17 protein-coding genes are annotated in these 20,136 nt (G+C 55.9%); 12 read left to right on the plus strand and 5 right to left on the minus strand.

What is annotated here, in order from left to right; all coding sequences use genetic code 11:
* Complete coding sequence (gene modC / locus LA337_06835; GenBank protein ID UBI17400.1) at positions 1 to 1,059, plus strand: molybdenum ABC transporter ATP-binding protein ModC; 1,059 nt, start codon at positions 1 to 3, stop codon at positions 1,057 to 1,059.
* Here modC and LA337_06840 read toward each other — a convergent pair whose 3' ends face one another.
* Positions 1,060 to 1,878: a pyridoxal phosphatase gene (locus LA337_06840; protein ID UBI17401.1), complete on the minus strand. Its 819-nt coding sequence runs from the start codon at positions 1,876 to 1,878 to the stop codon at positions 1,060 to 1,062.
* 165 nt (positions 1,879 to 2,043) lie between these two features.
* Between LA337_06840 and pgl the strand changes: the two genes are divergently transcribed.
* Positions 2,044 to 3,039, plus strand: coding sequence for a 6-phosphogluconolactonase (gene pgl / locus LA337_06845; protein ID UBI17402.1), 996 nt, complete (start codon positions 2,044 to 2,046; stop codon positions 3,037 to 3,039).
* Positions 3,040 to 3,121: 82 nt separating this feature from the next.
* On the opposite strand, the gene LA337_06850 is transcribed toward pgl, so the two are convergent.
* Entirely contained in the window at positions 3,122 to 4,405 is a 1,284-nt protein-coding gene (locus tag LA337_06850) for a putative acyl-CoA thioester hydrolase (GenBank protein UBI17403.1), read from the minus strand.
* 223 nt (positions 4,406 to 4,628) lie between these two features.
* On the opposite strand from LA337_06850, the gene hutI reads away from it, so the two are divergent.
* The 5 genes from hutI to hutH all read left to right on the plus strand — a co-directional run bounded on the left by hutI (position 4,629) and on the right by hutH (position 11,017).
* The gene (hutI, locus tag LA337_06855; protein ID UBI17404.1) at positions 4,629 to 5,852 is read left to right on the plus strand and encodes an imidazolonepropionase; all 1,224 of its coding nucleotides are present in this window, start codon (positions 4,629 to 4,631) and stop codon (positions 5,850 to 5,852) included.
* Positions 5,849 to 6,790 carry a formimidoylglutamase gene (gene hutG / locus LA337_06860; GenBank protein ID UBI17405.1) on the plus strand — a complete coding sequence of 314 codons (942 nt, stop codon included), beginning with the start codon at positions 5,849 to 5,851 and terminating at the stop codon, positions 6,788 to 6,790. The genes hutI and hutG overlap by 4 nt, the downstream gene beginning before the upstream one ends.
* 87 nt (positions 6,791 to 6,877) lie before the next feature.
* Positions 6,878 to 7,597 carry a histidine utilization repressor gene (locus LA337_06865; protein UBI17406.1) on the plus strand — a complete coding sequence of 240 codons (720 nt, stop codon included), beginning with the start codon at positions 6,878 to 6,880 and terminating at the stop codon, positions 7,595 to 7,597.
* A gap of 212 nt (positions 7,598 to 7,809) precedes the next feature.
* Positions 7,810 to 9,495, plus strand: a complete 1,686-nt coding sequence (gene hutU / locus LA337_06870) for a urocanate hydratase (GenBank protein ID UBI17407.1) — start codon at positions 7,810 to 7,812, stop codon at positions 9,493 to 9,495.
* A 1-nt stretch (position 9,496) separates the two neighbouring features.
* Positions 9,497 to 11,017, plus strand: a complete 1,521-nt coding sequence (gene hutH / locus LA337_06875) for a histidine ammonia-lyase (protein ID UBI17408.1) — start codon at positions 9,497 to 9,499, stop codon at positions 11,015 to 11,017.
* Between the two features lie 95 nt (positions 11,018 to 11,112).
* Here hutH and LA337_06880 read toward each other — a convergent pair whose 3' ends face one another.
* Entirely contained in the window at positions 11,113 to 11,589 is a 477-nt protein-coding gene (locus tag LA337_06880) for a kinase inhibitor (GenBank protein ID UBI17409.1), read from the minus strand.
* Between the two features lie 57 nt (positions 11,590 to 11,646).
* Positions 11,647 to 12,936 carry an adenosylmethionine--8-amino-7-oxononanoate transaminase gene (gene bioA, locus LA337_06885; protein ID UBI17410.1) on the minus strand — a complete coding sequence of 430 codons (1,290 nt, stop codon included), beginning with the start codon at positions 12,934 to 12,936 and terminating at the stop codon, positions 11,647 to 11,649.
* A gap of 76 nt (positions 12,937 to 13,012) precedes the next feature.
* Between bioA and bioB the strand changes: the two genes are divergently transcribed.
* From bioB to bioD, 4 genes are read left to right on the plus strand one after another with little or no spacing between them, the layout of a single operon-like run.
* Positions 13,013 to 14,053 (plus strand): biotin synthase BioB, encoded by a 1,041-nt coding sequence (gene bioB, locus LA337_06890; GenBank protein ID UBI17411.1) that lies wholly within the window; start codon positions 13,013 to 13,015, stop codon positions 14,051 to 14,053.
* Positions 14,050 to 15,207, plus strand: a complete 1,158-nt coding sequence (gene bioF, locus LA337_06895; GenBank protein ID UBI17412.1) for an 8-amino-7-oxononanoate synthase — start codon at positions 14,050 to 14,052, stop codon at positions 15,205 to 15,207. Before bioB ends, bioF begins: the two co-directional genes overlap by 4 nt.
* A complete protein-coding gene (gene bioC / locus LA337_06900) occupies positions 15,191 to 15,946 on the plus strand; it encodes a malonyl-ACP O-methyltransferase BioC (protein UBI17413.1) in 756 nt (251 codons plus the stop codon). The genes bioF and bioC overlap by 17 nt, the downstream gene beginning before the upstream one ends.
* Positions 15,939 to 16,637, plus strand: a complete 699-nt coding sequence (gene bioD / locus LA337_06905) for a dethiobiotin synthase (protein ID UBI17414.1) — start codon at positions 15,939 to 15,941, stop codon at positions 16,635 to 16,637. Before bioC ends, bioD begins: the two co-directional genes overlap by 8 nt.
* Here the strand turns inward: bioD and LA337_06910 are convergent.
* Positions 16,603 to 17,325, minus strand: coding sequence for an ATP-binding cassette domain-containing protein (locus LA337_06910; GenBank protein UBI17415.1), 723 nt, complete (start codon positions 17,323 to 17,325; stop codon positions 16,603 to 16,605). The two genes, bioD and LA337_06910, sit on opposite strands and share 35 nt — an antisense overlap.
* A 769-nt stretch (positions 17,326 to 18,094) precedes the next feature.
* On the opposite strand from LA337_06910, the gene uvrB reads away from it, so the two are divergent.
* Positions 18,095 to 20,116 (plus strand): excinuclease ABC subunit B, encoded by a 2,022-nt coding sequence (gene uvrB, locus LA337_06915; GenBank protein ID UBI17416.1) that lies wholly within the window; start codon positions 18,095 to 18,097, stop codon positions 20,114 to 20,116.
* Positions 20,117 to 20,136: the final 20 nt, after the last annotated feature.

The raw sequence follows: 20,136 nt of genomic DNA on the forward strand, positions 1-20,136 counted from the left end.
ATGCTGGAACTTAATTTCTCTCAGACGCTGGGAACGCATTGCCTGACGCTCAACGAAACGCTGCCAGCCAGCGGGATCACCGCTATTTTCGGTGTTTCCGGCGCGGGAAAAACCTCACTGATTAACGCCATCAGCGGTCTGACCCAGCCGCAGTCCGGGCGTATCGTGCTCAACGGTCGGGTCTTAAACGACGTCGAGAACGGTGTCTGTTTAACGCCTGAAAAACGCCGGGTGGGCTATGTTTTCCAGGATGCGCGCCTGTTCCCGCATTATAAAGTACGCGGTAACCTGCGTTATGGAATGGCGAAAAGCATGGCCGGACAGTTTGACAAGCTGGTGGCGCTGTTGGGCATTGAGCCGCTGCTTGACCGTCTGCCCGGCGGTCTTTCTGGTGGCGAAAAGCAGCGCGTCGCGATCGGCCGGGCGTTGCTTACCGCGCCGGAACTGTTGCTGCTTGATGAGCCGTTAGCCTCGCTGGATATTCCGCGTAAGCGCGAACTGCTGCCTTATCTGCAACGCCTGGCGCGAGAAATCAATATTCCGATGCTGTACGTCAGCCACTCGCTCGATGAAATCTTGCACCTGGCGGACAAAGTGATGGTACTGGAAAACGGGCAGGTCAAAGCGTTTGGTTCGCTGGAAGATGTCTGGGGCAGCAGCGTGATGCACCCCTGGCTGCCTAAGGAACAGCAAAGCAGCATTCTGAAAGTCAGCGTGCTGGAACATCATCCACACTACGCGATGACCGCGTTGGCGCTTGGCGATCAGCATTTGTGGGTCAATAAGCTGGATCAACCGCTGCAAACCGCGCTGCGTATTCGTATTCAGGCATCTGATGTTTCACTGGTGCTCCAACCGCCGCAGCAGACCAGTATTCGTAACGTTCTCCGGGCGAAAGTCGCGCAGTGCTATGACGATAACGGCCAGGTGGAAGTTCAGCTTGAAGTTGGCGGCAGGACGCTGTGGGCGAGGATTAGCCCATGGGCCAGGGATGAACTGGGTATCAAACCTGGCCTGTGGCTGTACGCGCAAATTAAGAGCGTGTCGATTACCGCCTGATTACAGCAGGTGCGAGTAAATAAATTTCGCGATGCTGTCGGTGGTGTTGTCACCAATCACGATGTTGGCGCGGGCTTTTACCGCGTCATCCGCATTGCCCATCGCCACGCCAGTGCCTGCGGCTTCCAGCATGCTGATATCGTTGAAGTTATCACCAAAGGCAATCACGTTTTCCATTGATCCGCCCTGTGCTTCAATCCATTGGGTAAGGCGTCGTCCTTTGCTGTTGCCTTTACGGGCAATGTCGACCTGATCGTGCCAGGACCATTCACACTCCAGCCCCAACTGTTGCTCGACGTACTGACCAAACTGCTGCAGTTTCGGAATATCTTCGTCGGTCAGCGCAAATTTCCAGACGGCGTTAACGTCATGTGCGGCCTGTGCCAGCGAAGGCACCTGGGTGAAGGTTGGGCGCTGTTCCGGCGGCAGAGTTTGCGCCCAGTTAGCGGTACGTACTACATGCCCGGTCGGGCGCTCATACAGCATGGCCTCATCGACATACATCAGCCCGTGGATCTGATGTTCATCCAGCATTTCGATCAGCTGTAATGCCTGGTCTACCGGAAGAGGATCGGAATCCAGTACCTTTTTTGCCTGATAATCATACAAGTAGGTGCCGTTACAGCAAATTGCAGGTGTATCCAGCGCCAGTGCCTGATAAAAAGGATGAATAGCAACGTGATGGCGACCTGTGACAATGATAAGTTGGTATCCTGCTTCTCTGGCGCGCGAGAGCGCTTCCAGAGAGGATGGCAGCAAGGTTTTTTTCGGGGTCAACAGGGTACCGTCTAAATCCAGGGCAATCACGCGTGCGGTCATAGTTTTTTCCAGATTAAGGTTGAGAATTTCGTCTGCTGGAATGGTACACCGAGACGGGAGCCGGACAAAATTCTGAGCCTTAATTAAGCATTCACCGTTAAAAGCGTCTACCTTAGGCGTGTGTCAGGCAATTGCAGCCACCTGCCAAAAAGCAAAGGAGTATTCATGAAGCAAACCGTTTATACCGCCAGCCCTGAAAGTCAGCAAATCCACGTCTGGAGCCTGAATCACGATGGTTCTCTGACGCTGACGCAGGTGGTTGATGTGCCGGGTCAGGTACAGCCGATGGTCGTCAGCCCGGATAAGCGCTACCTGTATGTAGGCGTGCGCCCGGAGTTTCGCGTGTTGGCTTACCGTATTGCGCCTGATGACGGTGCGCTGACTTTCGCGGCGGAGTCTGCGCTGCCGGGCAGCCCGACGCATATTTCTACCGATCATCAGGGACGTTTCGTGTTCGTTGGCTCTTATAACGCTGGCAGCGTGAGCGTCACGCGTCTGGAAGATGGTCTGCCGGTGGAACTGGTTGACGTGGTTGAAGGTCTGGATGGCTGTCACTCGGCCAACATCTCTCCGGATAACCGTATTCTGTGGGTTCCTGCGTTGAAGCAGGATCGTATCTGCCTGTTTGAGGTAAGCGATGATGGTCATCTGGTCGCGCAGGAACCGGCTGAAGTAAACACCGTTGAAGGTGCGGGCCCACGTCATATGGCGTTCCATCCGAATAAACAATATGCCTACTGTGTGAATGAACTGAACAGCTCCGTTGACGTCTGGGAGCTGAAAGATCCGTACGGTAAGATCGAGTGCGTGCAGACGCTGGATATGATGCCTGCTGATTTCGCTGATACCCGTTGGGCCGCAGATATTCACATCACGCCGGATGGGCGTCATCTGTATGCCTGCGATCGCACCGCCAGCCTGATTACGGTCTTTAGCGTGTCTGAAGATGGCAGCGTGCTGACCAAAGAGGGTTTCCAGCCTACCGAGACTCAGCCGCGCGGTTTTAATGTCGACCACAGTGGTAAATACCTGATTGCCGCCGGGCAAAAATCGCACCATATCGCGGTGTACGAGATTGCAGGCGAGCAAGGGCTGCTGACAGAGAAAGGACGTTATGCGGTAGGTCAGGGCCCAATGTGGGTCGTGGTTAACGCGTATTAATTCTGCGTCGAATGCCGGATGAGCATCCGGCATACTGCCCGGCAGAGCATGATTCTGCCGGGTTTACATAAGAGAATGACGTTTACTTCTTAGGTTCAGCAACCACTTTACTACCGATACCGCGGTTGTTGTATTCCCACATGCGGTTGAAATTGGTGTCGTTCAGGTTACGCTGGATTTCACCTTTATCATCTTCTGCACCTGTATTTCCGGCAAACGGGTGTTTTGCGATAACGCTGTCAGCCCATGGTTTTGCCATGTTAAAGCCTTCGTTAATTACGCTGTCACGAATCACGACCTGACCGTTAGTGTTGGAATCGACATCCAGCGAACGGCCCAGTTGCGCCACGCCATCACCACTTGCCGTGAAGCGGCTATTGATAGCCAGGAAACCGTAGTAGATGTTTGACAGGGTAGCCGGTGCGAACACATAGGCTTCCTGCTGGGTACGGGAATTCACTACACGGAATTCGGTGTTATCGAACACCACTGCGCCGCGACCGGACACAATATCCACATCGCCTTCAATGTAGCTGTTGGTAACCAGCGTACGCGGCTGACGATCGTTTTCCAGACGGTTTTGCACACCGCTGTTGGTGACGAAGAAGGTATTCTGGCGGCCCAGGATGTTAACCTTGTTAATCTGCACTTTATCGCCATCGGTACGCAGCGCAACGGCCGGGTGGTTGCCCGCATCAACGCTGTCACCGAGGTTGTTCTCGATGGTCAGGTTTTGCAATTGCAGACCGTTATTTTGCGACCAGACGACGGCGGAACACATCACGCCAATATTTGCGCCACGTTTGTTCTGGCAATTATCAAACATATACCACGCAGGTTTACCCGGCATGTATTTACCGCCCGGGTTCACCGTACGACGCCAGTCTGCGGTGCTCATGTCACCGTCAATGGCCTGGCCGATTTTTACATCCAGCGGTTTTTCGCCCATACCGTACAGCGTCAGGCTACCCGTTGCTGCCGGAATGTATACCGTACCCTGATACTCGCCCGGCATAATCGCGATGTACTGACGTTTGTTAGTACGTTTGATGATTGCCGCATCAACCGCAGCCTGAATGCTGGTATGGGTGACGCCCTGAGTGCCTGCCGGGCCAACGACGAAGTCAGGCTGCGCAGGCAAAGAAATAGCAGAAGGGCTCCACGGCGCGGTGTTTGGCGTCAGTGCGGAAAAATAGTGCGCAGCAACGAAGTTTTTCGCTTCATTGGCCGACAGGATCGGGCGCGAAGAGGTGCCTGGCGCGGTCTGATCGGAAGGAATTTGATCGGGCGGCGTAGAGCTACAGGCGGTCAGCGTCACGCCAAAAGCCATAGCCAGCGCCAGACGGGAAACTGATGATATGTTCACAGGTTGCTCCGGGCTTTGAAAGTTATCCATTGAAGCCTGCTTTTTTATACTAAGTTGAGCGAAACGGGAAGGTTAAAAGGTAAAAAGTTGTTTTTATCACCACAAAGCCCGGCGCGGAGAGTCCTTATATCACAAATACATAACAATTACGGTCCTTCAGGTTGACAACATCCCTATAATCAAAAATAAATGTCTATACAACCTATGACAAGTGGTGAGTCGAATGCAGCAATTCTTCCCTGATGATGTTATCTGGCGCAATGTTCGTCTGGCGACTATGGATCCTGAACGAGGCACCCCGTATGGGCTGGTGGATGGCCATGCGCTGATCGTCCGCCAGGGTAAGATTCGCGATATCGTCCCGGAGTCATCGTTATATCTGACTCATGATAATACCTTTGATATGCAGGGCAGATTGATTACGCCTGGCCTGATTGACTGCCATACGCATCTGGTTTTTGGCGGAAACCGCGCAGGTGAATGGGAGCAACGGCTAAACGGTGTCTCCTACCAGCAGATAAGCGCCGAGGGCGGGGGGATTAATGCCACCGTGTCGGCGACCCGCAGCGCCACGGATGAACAACTCTTACACGTAGCCCATCAGCGGATGGAACAGTTGATCAAAGAAGGCGTTACGCTGCTGGAAATAAAATCGGGTTACGGCCTGGATTTACAGACAGAAGAGAAAATATTGCGCGTGGCGGCGGCGCTGGCGGCAGAGAATATCGTTGAAATCAGCCCGACGCTGTTGGCTGCGCATGCGACTCCAGCGGAATACCGTGATGACCCTGACGGCTATATTACGCTGGTTTGCGAGACCATTTTGCCGCAGTTGTGGGAACAAGGGCTTTTCGAGACCGTCGACCTGTTCTGTGAAAGCGTTGGTTTTTCGTTGGCGCAGAGTGAGCGGGTGTTTCAGGCTGCGCAGGCGCTGGGCATCCCGATTAAAGGTCATGTCGAACAACTGTCATTGCTTGGTGGTGCGCAATTAGTAAGCCGCTACCACGGGCTATCCGCCGATCATATTGAATACCTCGATGAAGCGGGCGTGGCGGCGATGAGCCAAAGCGGTACGGTCGGCGTGCTGCTGCCCGGCGCGTTCTATTTCCTCAAAGAGCAGCAGCGCCCACCGGTAGCGTTGCTGCGTCAATATCAGGTACCGATGGCGGTAGCGACAGATTTTAACCCCGGTACCAGTCCGTTTATCAGCTTGCACTGGGCGATGAATATGGCCTGTGTTCAGTTTGGCCTAACGCCGGAAGAAGCATGGGCGGGCGTAACCCGTCATGCGGCCCGGGCACTGGGGCGTCATGCCACCCACGGTCAATTGAAGGCCGGGTTTGTGGCCGATTTTGTGGTGTGGGACGCAACTCTCCCGGTCGAGATCTTGTATGAACCCGGACGCAACCCGCTCTACCAACGCATATTCAAAGGACAAATAGCATGACTAACTGGCAACCTGCTTCACCTGCGCTGTGGCAGGGACGTGATGACCGCGCCGAATCGCCGAATGCGCTGCGCCTGTTTCAGACTATCACCCTGAGCCCGACGTTTAGCCCGGAAATGTATCGCGAGCAGATAGCACTGCTTGGTTTTGCCTGTGATGAAGGCGTGAAACGTAATCAGGGGCGCACGGGAGCTGCCGGAGCGCCAGACGCGCTGCGTAAAGCGCTGGCGAATTTAGCCAGCCACGATGGGCATCAGCGGCTGGTGGATCTGGGAAATATTGTGGCGCAGTCTCCCGATCTTGAGGGCGCGCAGCAGGCGTTACGCAATGCGGTACAGCGCTGTCAGCAGGAGAACATGCGTACCTTCGTTCTGGGTGGAGGACACGAAACCGCCTTTGCGCACGGCGCTGGCGTACTGGATGCGTTCCCGCAGGCGAAAGTGGGGATAGTCAACTTCGATGCGCATCTCGATTTGCGCCATGCCGGGCAGGCCACGTCCGGTACGCCGTTTCGCCAACTGGCGCAACTGTGCGACGAACAGCAGCGTGAATTTCACTATGCCTGTATCGGCGTCAGCCGGGCGGCAAATACCCAGGCGCTATGGGATGAAGCCCTGCGACTCGGTGTGACCGTAGTGGAGGATCTGCATTGTGATACGGCGCAGGCTCAGCTGGCGCAGTTTGCCGCCAACCTGGATGTCGTCTATCTGACTATCGACCTCGACGTGATGCCAGTATGGGAAATGCCCGGCGTGTCGGCCCCCGCCGCGCTTGGCGTACCGTTGGCGACGCTGCTGAGACTGATTGAGCCCCTGTGCCGTAGCGGTAAACTACAGGCGGTGGATATGGTTGAATTTAATCCACGCTTTGACGATGATGGCAGGGCGGCGCGGGTTGCGGCGCGATTAGGCTGGCAAATCGCACACTGGTGGCACTGACATACCTGATGGCGTTGCGCTTATCAGGTTCGGGTAATGCCTGTAAACTGTACCCACTCACATTCTCAGCTTAAGGAAGGCTCACGCATGCTCCCATCCCGTTCTGCTCCGGCTCCTTTTTACGAAAAGGTCAAACAGGAGATCAGCGAAAAAATTGCCAGTGGTATCTGGCAACCTCACGATCGCATTCCGTCTGAGGCTGAGCTGGTGGCGCAGTATGGTTTCAGCCGCATGACCATCAACCGTGCGCTGCGTGAGTTAACGGATGAAGGTCTACTGGTGCGTTTACAGGGCGTGGGGACGTTTGTCGCCGAACCAAAAGGCCAGTCCGCGCTGTTTGAAATCCGCAGCATCGCGGATGAAATCAACGCCCGTCAGCATCAGCACCGGTGCGAAGTGCTGACGCTGGAAAGAACCCAGGCAAACGCGCAGCAGGCTTTGGTGTTAAACGTCAAAGAAGGCACCTCCATTTTTCACTCTGTCATGGTGCACTTCGAGAACGATTTGCCAGTGCAGATTGAGGATCGCTGCGTGAATGCCGAAATTGTGCCGGAGTATCTGGCGCAGGATTACAGCCAGACCACGCCGCACGCTTACCTGTCGCTGATAGCCCCTTTAACGGAAGGTGAACATATTGTTGAAGCGGTGCGTGCCAGCGCCGAAGAATGTGTACTGCTGAATATCAAAGAACACGATCCCTGCCTGCTAATCCGTCGTAAAACCTGGTCTGCGTCATCCATTGTATCTCATGCCCGTTTGCTGTTCCCGGGTTCCCGCTATCGTCTGCAAGGGCGCTTCATGTCCTGAAAATCGTGATTGCTGCCGCAGTATGGCAAAAATGTAGCTCAGTTGTTAACTGCGATCTTGCGTTTAATTGTATAGACAAGTATATACTTTTAGCTAATGTGACCGTTAATCGTAGGCCTGATAAGACGCGTTAGCGTCGCCATCAGGCGCTGTGCCGGATGGCGGCGTACACGCCTGATCCGGCCTACATTCAGCCTGAGGAGTTTTCTGTCATGTCCCATAGCAAATATCGTCAGCAGGATATTCGTGCCCCACGTGGCACTGCCTTAACGGCCAAAAGCTGGCTGACCGAAGCGCCATTGCGCATGTTAATGAACAATCTCGATCCCGACGTGGCGGAAAATCCCCATGAGTTGGTGGTTTACGGCGGGATCGGTCGTGCGGCGCGGGACTGGGAGTGCTATGACGCCATCGTCAACGCGCTGACCAAACTGGAGACCGATGAGACCCTGCTGGTCCAGTCCGGTAAACCGGTTGGCGTGTTCAAAACTCATGACAATGCGCCGCGCGTGCTGATTGCTAACTCCAACCTGGTGCCGCATTGGGCTACCTGGGAACACTTCAACGAACTGGACGCCAAAGGGCTGGCGATGTACGGCCAGATGACCGCCGGAAGCTGGATCTACATCGGCAGCCAGGGCATCGTGCAGGGGACTTATGAAACCTTCGTTGAGGCCGGGCGTCAGCATTATCAGGGGAATCTGAGCGGACGCTGGGTACTGACCGCCGGACTGGGCGGTATGGGCGGGGCGCAGCCGTTAGCCGCTACGCTGGCAGGCGCTTGTTCGCTGAACATTGAATGCCAGCAAAGCCGAATCGATTTCCGTCTGCGTACCCGCTACGTGGACGAGCAGGCGACATCGCTTGACGACGCGCTGGCGCGTATCGACAAGTATACCCGTGAGGGTAAAGCGGTCTCTATTGCGCTGTGCGCTAACGCCGCCGACGTTGTACCGGAAATGGTGAAACGCGGTGTGCGCCCGGATATGGTCACCGACCAGACCAGCGCCCACGATCCGCTGCATGGTTATCTGCCGTCCGGCTGGAGCTGGGAAGAATACCAGGCGAAAGCGGTGTCCGATCCTCAGGGCACGGTACAGGCGGCGAAACGTTCAATGGCAACGCACGTCGAGGCGATGCTGGCTTTCAGCAAAATGGGCGTGCCGACGTTTGATTACGGCAACAACATTCGCCAGATGGCCAAAGAGATGGGCGTGGAAAACGCCTTTGATTTCCCTGGCTTCGTACCTGCTTATATTCGCCCCCTGTTCTGTCGCGGCATAGGGCCATTCCGTTGGGTGGCGCTGTCCGGCGATCCGCAGGATATTTATAAGACAGATGCCAAAGTGAAAGAGATCGTGGCTGATGATAAGCATCTTCATCACTGGCTGGATATGGCGCGTGAGCGGATTAACTTCCAGGGCTTACCGGCGCGTATCTGCTGGGTCGGCCTGGAGTGGCGTCAGAAACTGGGGCTGGCGTTTAATGAAATGGTGCGCAGTGGTGAAGTATCTGCGCCGATTGTTATTGGTCGCGATCATCTGGACTCCGGCTCTGTTGCCAGCCCGAACCGCGAAACCGAAGCTATGCGCGACGGGTCAGACGCCGTATCCGACTGGCCGCTGCTGAACGCGCTGCTTAACACCGCCAGCGGCGCGACCTGGGTATCGCTGCATCATGGCGGCGGGGTCGGCATGGGCTTCTCCCAGCATGCCGGGATGGTCATTGTTTGCGATGGCACCGATGAAGCAGCCGCGCGTATCGCCCGTGTATTGCATAACGATCCGGCCACTGGAGTAATGCGTCACGCTGACGCCGGGTATGATATTGCGGTTGAGTGCGCCGTCGAAGAAGGGCTGAATTTGCCGATGGTTGCTGCGACGCAGGAGAAAAGCTGATATGAACGCCATGACACTCACGCCGGGCCATCTGAGTTTTACCCAGCTACGCGACATCTGGCAGCAGCCGGTTAAACTGAGCCTGGATGCCGGAGCGATTGATGCTATCAACGCCAGCGTCGCCTGCGTCAATAATATTGTCGCTGAAGGCCGTACGGCATATGGCATTAATACCGGCTTTGGCCTGCTGGCCCAAACCCGTATCGCCACGGAAGATTTACAGAATTTACAGCGTTCGCTGGTGCTTTCCCATGCGGCAGGCGTTGGCGAGGCGCTGGACGACGCGATGGTTCGCCTGATTATGGTGCTGAAAATCAACAGCCTGGCGCGTGGTTTTTCCGGCATTCGCTTGAGCGTGATTGAGGCGCTGATTGCGCTGGTAAATGCTGAGGTGTATCCGCTGATCCCGGCGAAAGGATCTGTGGGCGCTTCAGGCGATTTGGCCCCGCTGGCGCATATGTCTCTGACGTTGCTGGGGGAAGGTAAAGCGCGCTGGCAGGGGGAATGGCTCCCGGCGACCGAGGCGCTGAAAAAGGCCGGGCTGGAGCCGATAACGCTGGAAGCGAAAGAAGGGCTGGCACTGCTCAACGGAACTCAGGCGTCCACCGCCTTTGCCCTGCGCGGGTTAATTGAAGCTCAGGAGCTGTTCGCGTCTGCGACGGTGTGCGGGGCGTTAACCACCGAAGCTGTGCTCGGTTCCCGCCGCCCGTTTGATGCCCGCATTCATACGGCGCGAGGACAGCGTGGACAGATTGATGCCGCAGCACTTTATCGCCATGTGTTGACCGACACCAGCTCGCTTTCCCAGTCGCATCATAACTGTGAAAAAGTGCAGGATCCGTATTCTCTGCGCTGTCAGCCGCAGGTGATGGGGGCGTGTCTGACGCAAATGCGCCAGGTATTGGATGTCCTGCTGGTGGAAGCTAACGCGGTTTCCGACAACCCGCTGGTGTTTGCCGAAGAGGGCGATGTGATTTCAGGCGGCAACTTCCATGCCGAACCGGTGGCGATGGCGGCAGATAACCTGGCGCTGGCGATTGCGGAAATCGGCGCGTTATCAGAGCGGCGCATTGCGCTGATGATGGACAAACATATGTCGCAGTTGCCGCCGTTCCTGGTGAAAAACGGTGGGGTTAACTCCGGCTTTATGATTGCTCAGGTAACCGCCGCCGCGCTGGCGAGCGAGAACAAAGCGCTGGCGCATCCGCACAGCGTGGACAGCTTGCCGACCTCCGCCAACCAGGAAGATCACGTATCTATGGCGCCTGCGGCGGGTCGCAGATTGTGGGAGATGGCGGCGAATACGCGCGGCGTGATTGCCGTGGAGTGGCTGGCGGCGTGCCAGGGGATCGACCTGCGCGAAGGGTTAACCTCAAGTCCGCTGCTGGAGCAGGCGCGTCAGGCATTACGTGAACAAGTTGCCCACTATACCCAGGACCGTTTTTTCGCCCCGGATATTGAGTGCGCGACCGAACTGTTAGCGCAAGGAAAGTTGTTGAAATTGTTGCCTGAATTTCTGTAGAAAATTGCCTGATGGCGACGCTGACGCATCTTATCAGGCCTACTGTCTGCTTTGTAGGCCGGATGAGGCGAAGCCGACATCCGGCACAACAAAGCTTAGCTAAACATCGCCGTAATCGAGGCGCTGGCGAGCGAATGGAAGTGAACGTTAAATCCGACCATCGCGCCGCTGGCGTCTTCATCGACATCAATACGCTCCACATCCAGCGCGTGAACCGTGAAGATATAGCGATGGGTTTCCCCCTTCGGCGGGGCTGCTCCACCATAACCGGCTTTACCAAAATCCGTACGGGTCTGAATCACGCCATCCGGCACTGCAACCAGCCCGGAGCCGAATCCTTGCGTCAGTACGCGGGTGTCAGCCGGCAGATTTACCACCACCCAATGCCACCAGCCGGAGCCAGTTGGCGCATCAGGATCAAAGCAGGTCACGACAAAGCTTTTGGTTCCTGCGGGCACGTCATCCCACGCCAGATGTGGGGAAATATTATCCCCGTCATACCCCATGCCGTTAAAGACGTGGCGATGTCCAAGCTTATCGCCATCGCGCAGATCGTTACTGATTAGTTTCATGCTGACTCCTCTCGTTAGCCAAAAAGTGTAGCCAGAAACCGTGGAGCTTACCGCTGATTAATCGCTAAAAAATGTTGCACTGCGCACAGCATCGTTCACGGCCAGGGTCAGGCGACGCAACTGATCGGGCTTGATAATGTACGGCGGCATCAGATAAATCAGTTTACCAAATGGTCGTACCCAGACGCCCTGTTCGACAAAGAACTTCTGTAACGCCGCCATATTCACCGGATGGGTGGTTTCGATGACGCCGATGGCGCCGAGTACGCGTACGTCCGCTACCCAACTGGAATCCGCCGCCGGGGCAAGTTCTGCCCGCAGCAGCGCTTCAATGGCCGCGACCTGCGAGCGCCACTCGCCGGTTTCGAGTAACGACAGGCTGGCGGAGGCGACGGCGCAGGCCAGCGGATTGCCCATAAAGGTTGGGCCGTGCATGAAGCAGCCCGCTTCGCCGTTGCTGATGGTTTCTGCGACCTGACGCGTGGTCAGGGTTGCTGAAAGAGTCATTGTCCCACCGGTTAACGCTTTACCCAGGCACAAAATGTCCGGAGTGATGTCGGCGTGCTCGCAGGCAAACAGCTTACCTGTACGGCCAAATCCGGTGGCGATTTCATCGGCAATCAGCAGGATCCCTTCACGGTCGCACATTTTACGGATGCGCTTTAACCATTCGGGATGATACATCCGCATACCGCCAGCGCCCTGTACGATTGGCTCAAGGATCACCGCCGCAATCTCGTGGCGATGCGCGGCCATCAGGCGGGCAAAAGGCACCATATCCAGTTCGTCCCACTCGCCGCCCATGCGGCTTTGCGGGGCGGGTGCAAACAGGTTTTCCGGCAGATATCCCTTCCACAGACTGTGCATCGAGTTGTCGGGATCGCAGACCGACATTGCGCCGAAGGTATCGCCATGGTAGCCGTTACGAAACGTCAGGAAACGCTGACGGGATTCGCCTTTAGCCTGCCAGTATTGCAGCGCCATTTTCATTGCGACTTCTACGGCGACCGACCCTGAATCCGCGAGAAAAACACACTCCAGCGCCTCTGGCGTCATCGCCACCAACTGACGGCACAGCGCAATGGCCGGGGCATGGGTAATGCCGCCAAACATCACATGCGACATGGCATCAATCTGCGTTTTCATCGCGGCGTTCAGCTGTGGGTGATTGTAACCGTGGATAGCCGCCCACCAGGACGACATGCCGTCAATCAGCTTCTCACCGCTGGCTAAAATCAATTCACAGCCTTCGGCACGCGCCACCGGATAAACCGGCAGCGGGGAGGTCATGGAGGTGTAAGGGTGCCAGATATGGCGTTGGTCAAACGCAAGATCGTCCGTTGTCATAATCGACTTGTAAACCAAATTAAAAAGATTTAGGTTTACGAGTCTACACCAAACTAACAACGAAACGTATACCAATATGGCTCATTCTTCTCGCTGGACAATGTCGCAAGTCACCGAATTATTTCAAAAACCGCTGCTGGATCTGCTATTTGAAGCGCAGCAGGTTCATCGTCAGCACTTCGATCCGCAGCAGGTTCAGGTCAGTACGCTGCTGTCGATTAAGACCGGCGCCTGCCCGGAGGACTGCAAATACTGCCCGCAAAGTTCCCGCTATAAAACCGGTCTGGAAACGGAGCGTTTGATGGAGGTTGAACAGGTACTGGACTCGGCGCGTAAGGCGAAACAGGCCGGTTCAACGCGGTTTTGCATGGGCGCGGCGTGGAAGAACCCTCACGAACGCGATATGCCTTACCTGGAACAGATGGTTCAGGGCGTGAAAGAGTTGGGGCTGGAAGCCTGTATGACGCTGGGCACGCTGGACGAAACTCAGGCCCAGCGCCTGGCCAATGCGGGTCTGGACTACTACAACCACAACCTCGACACCTCGCCGGAATTCTACGGCAATATTATCACCACTCGTTCGTACCAGGAGCGCCTGGATACGCTGGATAAAGTGCGTGAGGCGGGCATTAAAGTCTGTTCCGGCGGAATTGTGGGGCTGGGGGAAACGGTGACCGATCGCGCGGGTTTACTGCTGCAATTAGCTAATCTGCCGACGCCGCCGGAAAGCGTGCCGATCAATATGCTGGTAAAAGTGAAGGGCACGCCGCTCGCCGATAATGACGACGTAGATGCCTTTGATTTCATTCGTACTATTGCCGTGGCGCGCATCATGATGCCGACCTCGTACGTGCGTCTTTCTGCCGGGCGCGAGCAAATGAACGAACAAACCCAGGCAATGTGCTTTATGGCCGGGGCCAACTCGATTTTCTACGGCTGCAAACTGCTTACTACACCCAATCCGAACGAAGACAAAGATTTACTGTTGTTTCGCAAGCTGGGCCTTAATCCGCAGCAAACGGCGGTACTGGCGGGCGATAACGAACAGCAGCAACGCCTGGAGCAGGCGCTGCGTACTCCGGATACTGACGATTACTACAACGCGGCAACCGTATGACCTGGCAGCAAAAAATAGACGATGCGCTAACGGCGCGTCGTCGTGCTGATGCGTGGCGTCAGCGCTATGCGGTGACGCAGGGCGCCGGTCGCTGGCTGCAGGCTGATGGTCGCCAGTATCTGAATTTCTCCAGCAACGACTACCTTGGCTTGAGCCACCATCCGCAGATTATCTGCGCGTGGCAGCAGGGTGCTGAGCGTTTTGGCGTCGGTAGCGGCGGCTCGGGCCATGTCAGCGGTTATTCCGTTGCTCATCAGGCACTGGAAGAAGAGCTGGCGCAGTGGCTCGGCTACTCCCGGGCGCTGCTGTTTATCTCCGGTTTTGCCGCTAATCAGGCGGTCATTGCCGCATTGATGGGAAAAGAGGATCGGATTGTTGCAGACCGGCTCAGCCATGCTTCGCTGCTGGAAGCTGCCAGCCTTAGCCCCGCCGTGTTACGTCGCTTTACCCATAACGACTCGCAACATCTGGAGCGTCTGCTGACTACTCCCTGTCCGGGGCAGCAGCTCGTGGTGACTGAAGGCGTGTTCAGCATGGACGGCGACAGCGCGCCGCTGGCTGAAATTCACGCGGTGGCGAAACTGCATAACGCGTGGCTGCTGGTGGATGACGCACACGGAATCGGCGTGTGCGGCGAGGAAGGGCGCGGCTCCTGCCCTCGACAGCAGGTAAAACCTGAGCTGTTAGTGGTGACGTTTGGCAAAGGGTTTGGCGTTAGCGGCGCAGCAATCCTGTGTTCCGATAGCGTAGCCGATTATCTGCTGCAGTTTGCCCGGCATCTGATCTACAGCACCAGTATGCCCCCGGCACAGGCTCAGGCCTTGCGCGCCGCGCTGGCGGTGATCCGCAGCCGCGAAGGCGATGAGCGCAGAGAAAAGCTGGCGATGCTGATCCAGCGTTTTCGTGCTGGGATTAATACGCCGGACTTAACGCTGGCGCATTCAGACAGCGCTATTCAGCCGCTGATCGTTGGCGATAACCATAAGGCCTTGCAACTGGCACAGACGTTACGGCAACAGGGATGCTGGGTGACGGCGATTCGTCCACCGACGGTGCCGGCGGGTACGGCCAGGCTGCGGCTTACGCTGACCCAGGCGCATGAAGCCCAGGATATCGACAGCTTACTGGAGGTGCTGCATGGCGCAGGTCAATAAGCAGGCGATTGCCGCGGCGTTTGGTCGTGCGGCCACGCACTATGAGCAACACGCTGAGCTTCAGCGTCAGAGCGCCGATGCGTTACTGGCGCGACTCGATGGTCGGGTGTTCTCTCAGGTACTGGATGCGGGCTGTGGGCCAGGCCGTATGAGTCGTTACTGGCGGGAGCAGGGGAGTGAGGTCTGCGCGCTGGATCTGTCGGCGCAAATGCTGACGCAAGCGCAGCGTCATGATGTCGCCCACCGCTATCTGCTGGCGGATATCGAAGCCATTCCGCAGGCCGCCGGTACTTTCGACCTGGCCTGGAGCAATCTGGCCGTGCAGTGGTGCAGCGACTTTCGAGGCGCATTAAGCGAGCTTTACCGTGTGGTGCGCCCTTGCGGGGTGGTGGCGTTTAGTACTCTGGCGCAGGGTTCAATGCCGGAGCTTCGTCAGGCCTGGCAGGCGGTTGACGATCGGGAGCATGCCAACCGTTTTTTGCCCGTGGAACAACTGGAAAACGCGCTGCATGGCTGGGATGCGGAATACCAGTCTCATGCCGTCACGCTGTGGTTTGATGATGCGCTGAGCGCCATGCGCTCGCTAAAAGGCATCGGCGCGACGCATTTGCATGATGGACGCGAGCAGCGCGTGCTTACCCGTTCGCAGTTGCGTCAGCTACAGCTAGCCTGGCCCTGTCAGCAGGGGAAATATCCGCTGACTTATCAACTATTTTTGGGAGTGATTCAACGTGACTAATACCTATTTTGTCACCGGGACGGATACTGAGGTGGGTAAAACTATCGCCAGTTGTGCGCTGCTTCAGGCGGCGGGACAGCTGGGGTTACGAACCGTTGGTTATAAACCCGTGGCGTCAGGCAGTGAAATGACGACTGAAGGTCTGCGTAATAGCGATGCCCTGGCATTACAGCGCAACAGCGTTGTGCCGGTGGATTATGCGGCTATCAACCCCTATACCTTCGCAGAACCTACCTCACCGCATATCATCAGCGCTGACGAAGGCCGCCCGATTCAGGCCTCAGTGATGTCTGCAGGTTTACGCGCGCTGGAAGAGCAGGCTGAGTGGGTGCTGGTGGAGGGCGCTGGCGGGTGGTTTACGCCGCTTTCGCCAACGCTGAGTTTTGCTGACTGGGTAACAGCAGAGCAACTGCCGGTGATTCTGGTGGTTGGCGTTAAGCTCGGGTGCATCAACCACGCTATGCTGACCGCCCAGGCGGTGCAGCAGGCCGGACTGAAGCTTGCCGGATGGGTTGCCAATGATGTGACGCCACCCGGCAAGCGTCATGCTGAATATATGGCAACGCTCAGACGTGTACTTGCGGCTCCAATGCTGGGGGAAATTCCCTGGCTGGCAGAAGAGCCGGAGCAGGCATCGACAGGGCGTTATATCGATCTTAGCGTTTTATCTCTGGCGTCCCCCAGTCATTGATTAACGGGTCGCCGAACGGTGTTATTTCCCCCTGAGCCACGTTGCGCCCCCGGTGTAACAAGCAGTAGCAGTCGGCGACCCGACGAATAAACGGCAGGCTCTGCTCCGCGAGCATAATGGCGATGCCAAGCTCCTGGCTTAGCCTCACAATCAGGTTTCCCAACTTGTGGATATACGCCTGGCCACTGCCTCGCGTGGGCTCATCGAGGATCAGCAGGCGCGGGCGAGTGACCAGCGCGCTGGCGAGCGCAAGCTGGTGCTGATTATCCTCTGATAATGCCGCTCCTTTGGCCTGACGTAGTACAAACAGCTGTGGAAACAGGCGGTAAATGTCGCTACTGTTCATCGTTTCGCTTTCTTCAACAGCCTGGCGGGCAATATGCAGATTTTCCTCGACCGTCAGTTGCGAAAAAATCCGTCTTTCTTGTGAAACGGAGTTAATACCCAGCGCAATGCGATTTGCCGCCGGGATCGGACTCAGATCGCGTGGCGGCGCGCCTGCCTGATGCCAGAACATGGTGCCGCTTTCGATCGGTAGGTTGCCGATGATGCAATTGGCCAGCGTAGTCTTTCCCATCCCCGGAAGCCCCAGCACGCCGGTACATTTGCCGGGCAGCAGGTCGAGATCCACATCCCACAATGAGTGCTGATTGCCGTAATAGTGATTCACTGCGCGAAGACTCAACATAGATTTCTCCATCATGATGTTATCCGGCACACGGACAGGTCGTCGGAAGAAAACTGCAATTCTCTTGCCAGAAGAGGGCTTCGGGACAAAAACAGTGGGATAACATGCTAAGTGGGTCGAAATATCTGGTTTGTCAGAAGGAGAGCGCTGTTTTGTGCACATTACCAGTGCCTGGCGGTGCCGTGATGGTGCAGGCAGGAAAATGATGAAAATGCGAGCAAGATCCCGGCCATTCCAGACCGCTTCGTTAGCTGATAAATATCAAAAAATAGCGATAATTTTTTTTTATGCCACCGGAAAAGGGAGTAAGGGCGTTTTTGCCAGGCTACAGTCCATACGGGCTGGAGGCAGTTATCCACTATTCCTGTGGATAACCTTGTGTATTAGAGTTAGAAAACACAATGTAAGCGAGAGAAGACGCGGCCTGCGACTAAATTGGTGCGAAAGACGGCTCGGGATAATAGTCATTAAATTACAGGATGTTAGATAAAATCAATGGCTGTCGCAGAAGTGTCATGCGTTGCCACAAAACTTTCATCGAGTGGCTTGACAAATGTTAAAAAAGTCATTGCTTTGGGGATAACGCATTTTTACTGGTGTTTTATCTCGCCTGAGGCCAAATTTTAGTCGCCCGTCACGGCCGTTCTGATGGCGTATCAGAAATATTATGGCGCGTTACTGTTTTTTCATCCAGTATATTTTACTGGCAAAATATACCACTGCGAGTAAAATTACACACCTGCCCGCCCATTGCTTCAGGTAGCTGCTCATGAGTAAACCGTTCAAACTAAATTCCGCTTTTAAACCCTCTGGCGATCAGCCTGAGGCAATTCGTCGTCTGGAAGAAGGGCTGGAGGATGGTCTGGCGCATCAGACGCTGCTGGGGGTGACAGGGTCGGGGAAGACATTCACCATCGCTAACGTGATTGCGGACTTGCAGCGTCCTACCATGGTGCTGGCGCCCAATAAGACGCTTGCCGCGCAGCTGTATGGAGAGATGAAAGAATTCTTCCCGGATAACGCGGTTGAGTATTTCGTCTCCTACTACGACTATTATCAGCCGGAAGCCTACGTGCCAAGTTCTGACACCTTCATCGAGAAGGATGCCTCGGTCAACGAACACATTGAGCAGATGCGTCTGTCGGCGACCAAAGCGCTGCTGGAACGTCGTGACGTCGTTGTTGTGGCGTCGGTTTCCGCTATCTATGGTCTGGGTGACCCGGATCTGTATCTGAAAATGATGCTGCATCTGACGGTGGGGATGATTATCGACCAGCGCGCGATCCTGCGCCGCCTGGCGGAACTGCAGTATACCCGCAACGATCAGGCATTCCAGCGCGGAACCTTCCGCGTGCGCGGTGAAGTGATCGACATTTTCCCGGCAGAATCCGACGACATCGCGCTGCGTGTGGAACTGTTTGATGAAGAGGTCGAACGTTTATCGCTGTTTGACCCGCTAACCGGGCAGGTCGAATCCACTATTTCGCGCTACACCATTTATCCTAAAACGCACTATGTGACGCCGCGTGAACGTATCGTGCAGGCGATGGAAGAAATCAAAGTTGAACTGGCAGAGCGGCGTAAAATTCTGCTGGCAAATAACAAACTGCTCGAAGAGCAGCGGCTCAGCCAGCGTACGCAGTTCGATCTGGAAATGATGAACGAGCTGGGTTACTGCTCGGGGATTGAAAACTATTCCCGCTATCTCTCCGGGCGTGGCCCCGGCGAGCCGCCGCCGACGCTGTTTGATTACCTGCCTGCCGATGGTCTGCTGGTGGTGGATGAATCCCACGTCACTATTCCGCAAATTGGCGGCATGTACCGCGGTGACCGGGCGCGTAAAGAGACCCTGGTCGAGTACGGTTTCCGTCTGCCGTCGGCGCTGGATAACCGTCCGCTTAAATTTGAAGAGTTCGAGGCGTTGGCACCGCAGACCATCTACGTCTCAGCGACACCGGGCAACTATGAGCTGGAGAAATCCGGTGATGAAGTGGTCGATCAGGTCGTACGACCGACCGGCCTGCTGGATCCGGTTATTGAGGTGCGTCCGGTGGCGACGCAGGTCGACGATCTGCTGTCTGAGATCCGCATTCGTGCGGCGATTAACGAACGTGTGCTGGTCACCACGCTCACCAAACGGATGGCGGAGGATCTCACCGAGTACCTCGAAGAGCACGGTGAACGGGTGCGTTATTTGCACTCTGACATCGATACCGTGGAACGTATGGAAATCATTCGTGACCTGCGTCTGGGTGAGTTTGACGTGCTGGTGGGTATCAACCTGTTACGTGAGGGTCTGGACATGCCTGAGGTCTCACTGGTGGCGATTCTGGACGCAGACAAAGAAGGGTTCCTGCGTTCTGAACGTTCGCTTATCCAGACCATCGGTCGTGCGGCGCGTAATATCAACGGTAAGGCGATTCTCTACGGCGATAAAATTACCGCCTCAATGGCCAAAGCGATTGGTGAAACCGAACGTCGTCGTGAGAAACAGCAACTCTACAACGAAGAACACGGTATTACGCCGCAGGGCCTGAACAAGAAAGTGGTCGATATTCTGGCGTTGGGTCAGAATATCGCGAAGACCAAAGCGAAAGGCAAAGGGAAGTCACGCGCAGGCGCGAAGTCTGAAGTTGTCGAGCTGGATATGACGCCAAAAGCGCTGCAGCAGAAGATTCACGAGCTGGAAGGGCAGATGATGCAGCACGCGCAGAATCTCGAATTTGAAGAGGCAGCGACGATCCGCGACCAGTTGCATCAACTGCGCGAGTTGTTTATTGCGGCATCCTAAGAGGGGGACCGGATGTGGGG

The organism is Citrobacter europaeus, assembly GCA_020099315.1.
In the GTDB taxonomy this organism is placed as follows: Bacteria; Pseudomonadota; Gammaproteobacteria; order Enterobacterales; family Enterobacteriaceae; genus Citrobacter; species Citrobacter europaeus.

Bases quoted from the DNA above. Each gene is read 5' to 3' on its own strand.
- modC (UBI17400.1), top strand. From the start codon at position 1: ATGCTGGAACTTAATTTCTCTCAGACGCTGGGAACGCATTGCCTGACG.
- pgl (UBI17402.1), top strand. From the start codon at position 2,044: ATGAAGCAAACCGTTTATACCGCCAGCCCTGAAAGTCAGCAAATCCAC.
- hutU (UBI17407.1), top strand. From the start codon at position 7,810: ATGTCCCATAGCAAATATCGTCAGCAGGATATTCGTGCCCCACGTGGC.
- LA337_06865 (UBI17406.1), top strand. From the start codon at position 6,878: ATGCTCCCATCCCGTTCTGCTCCGGCTCCTTTTTACGAAAAGGTCAAA.
- uvrB (UBI17416.1), top strand. From the start codon at position 18,095: ATGAGTAAACCGTTCAAACTAAATTCCGCTTTTAAACCCTCTGGCGAT.
- LA337_06880 (UBI17409.1), bottom strand. From the start codon at position 11,589: ATGAAACTAATCAGTAACGATCTGCGCGATGGCGATAAGCTTGGACAT.
- bioC (UBI17413.1), top strand. From the start codon at position 15,191: ATGGCGCAGGTCAATAAGCAGGCGATTGCCGCGGCGTTTGGTCGTGCG.
- bioF (UBI17412.1), top strand. From the start codon at position 14,050: ATGACCTGGCAGCAAAAAATAGACGATGCGCTAACGGCGCGTCGTCGT.
- bioB (UBI17411.1), top strand. From the start codon at position 13,013: ATGGCTCATTCTTCTCGCTGGACAATGTCGCAAGTCACCGAATTATTT.
- LA337_06910 (UBI17415.1), bottom strand. From the start codon at position 17,325: ATGTTGAGTCTTCGCGCAGTGAATCACTATTACGGCAATCAGCACTCA.
- hutG (UBI17405.1), top strand. From the start codon at position 5,849: ATGACTAACTGGCAACCTGCTTCACCTGCGCTGTGGCAGGGACGTGAT.
- hutH (UBI17408.1), top strand. From the start codon at position 9,497: ATGAACGCCATGACACTCACGCCGGGCCATCTGAGTTTTACCCAGCTA.
- hutI (UBI17404.1), top strand. From the start codon at position 4,629: ATGCAGCAATTCTTCCCTGATGATGTTATCTGGCGCAATGTTCGTCTG.
- bioA (UBI17410.1), bottom strand. From the start codon at position 12,936: ATGACAACGGACGATCTTGCGTTTGACCAACGCCATATCTGGCACCCT.
- LA337_06840 (UBI17401.1), bottom strand. From the start codon at position 1,878: ATGACCGCACGCGTGATTGCCCTGGATTTAGACGGTACCCTGTTGACC.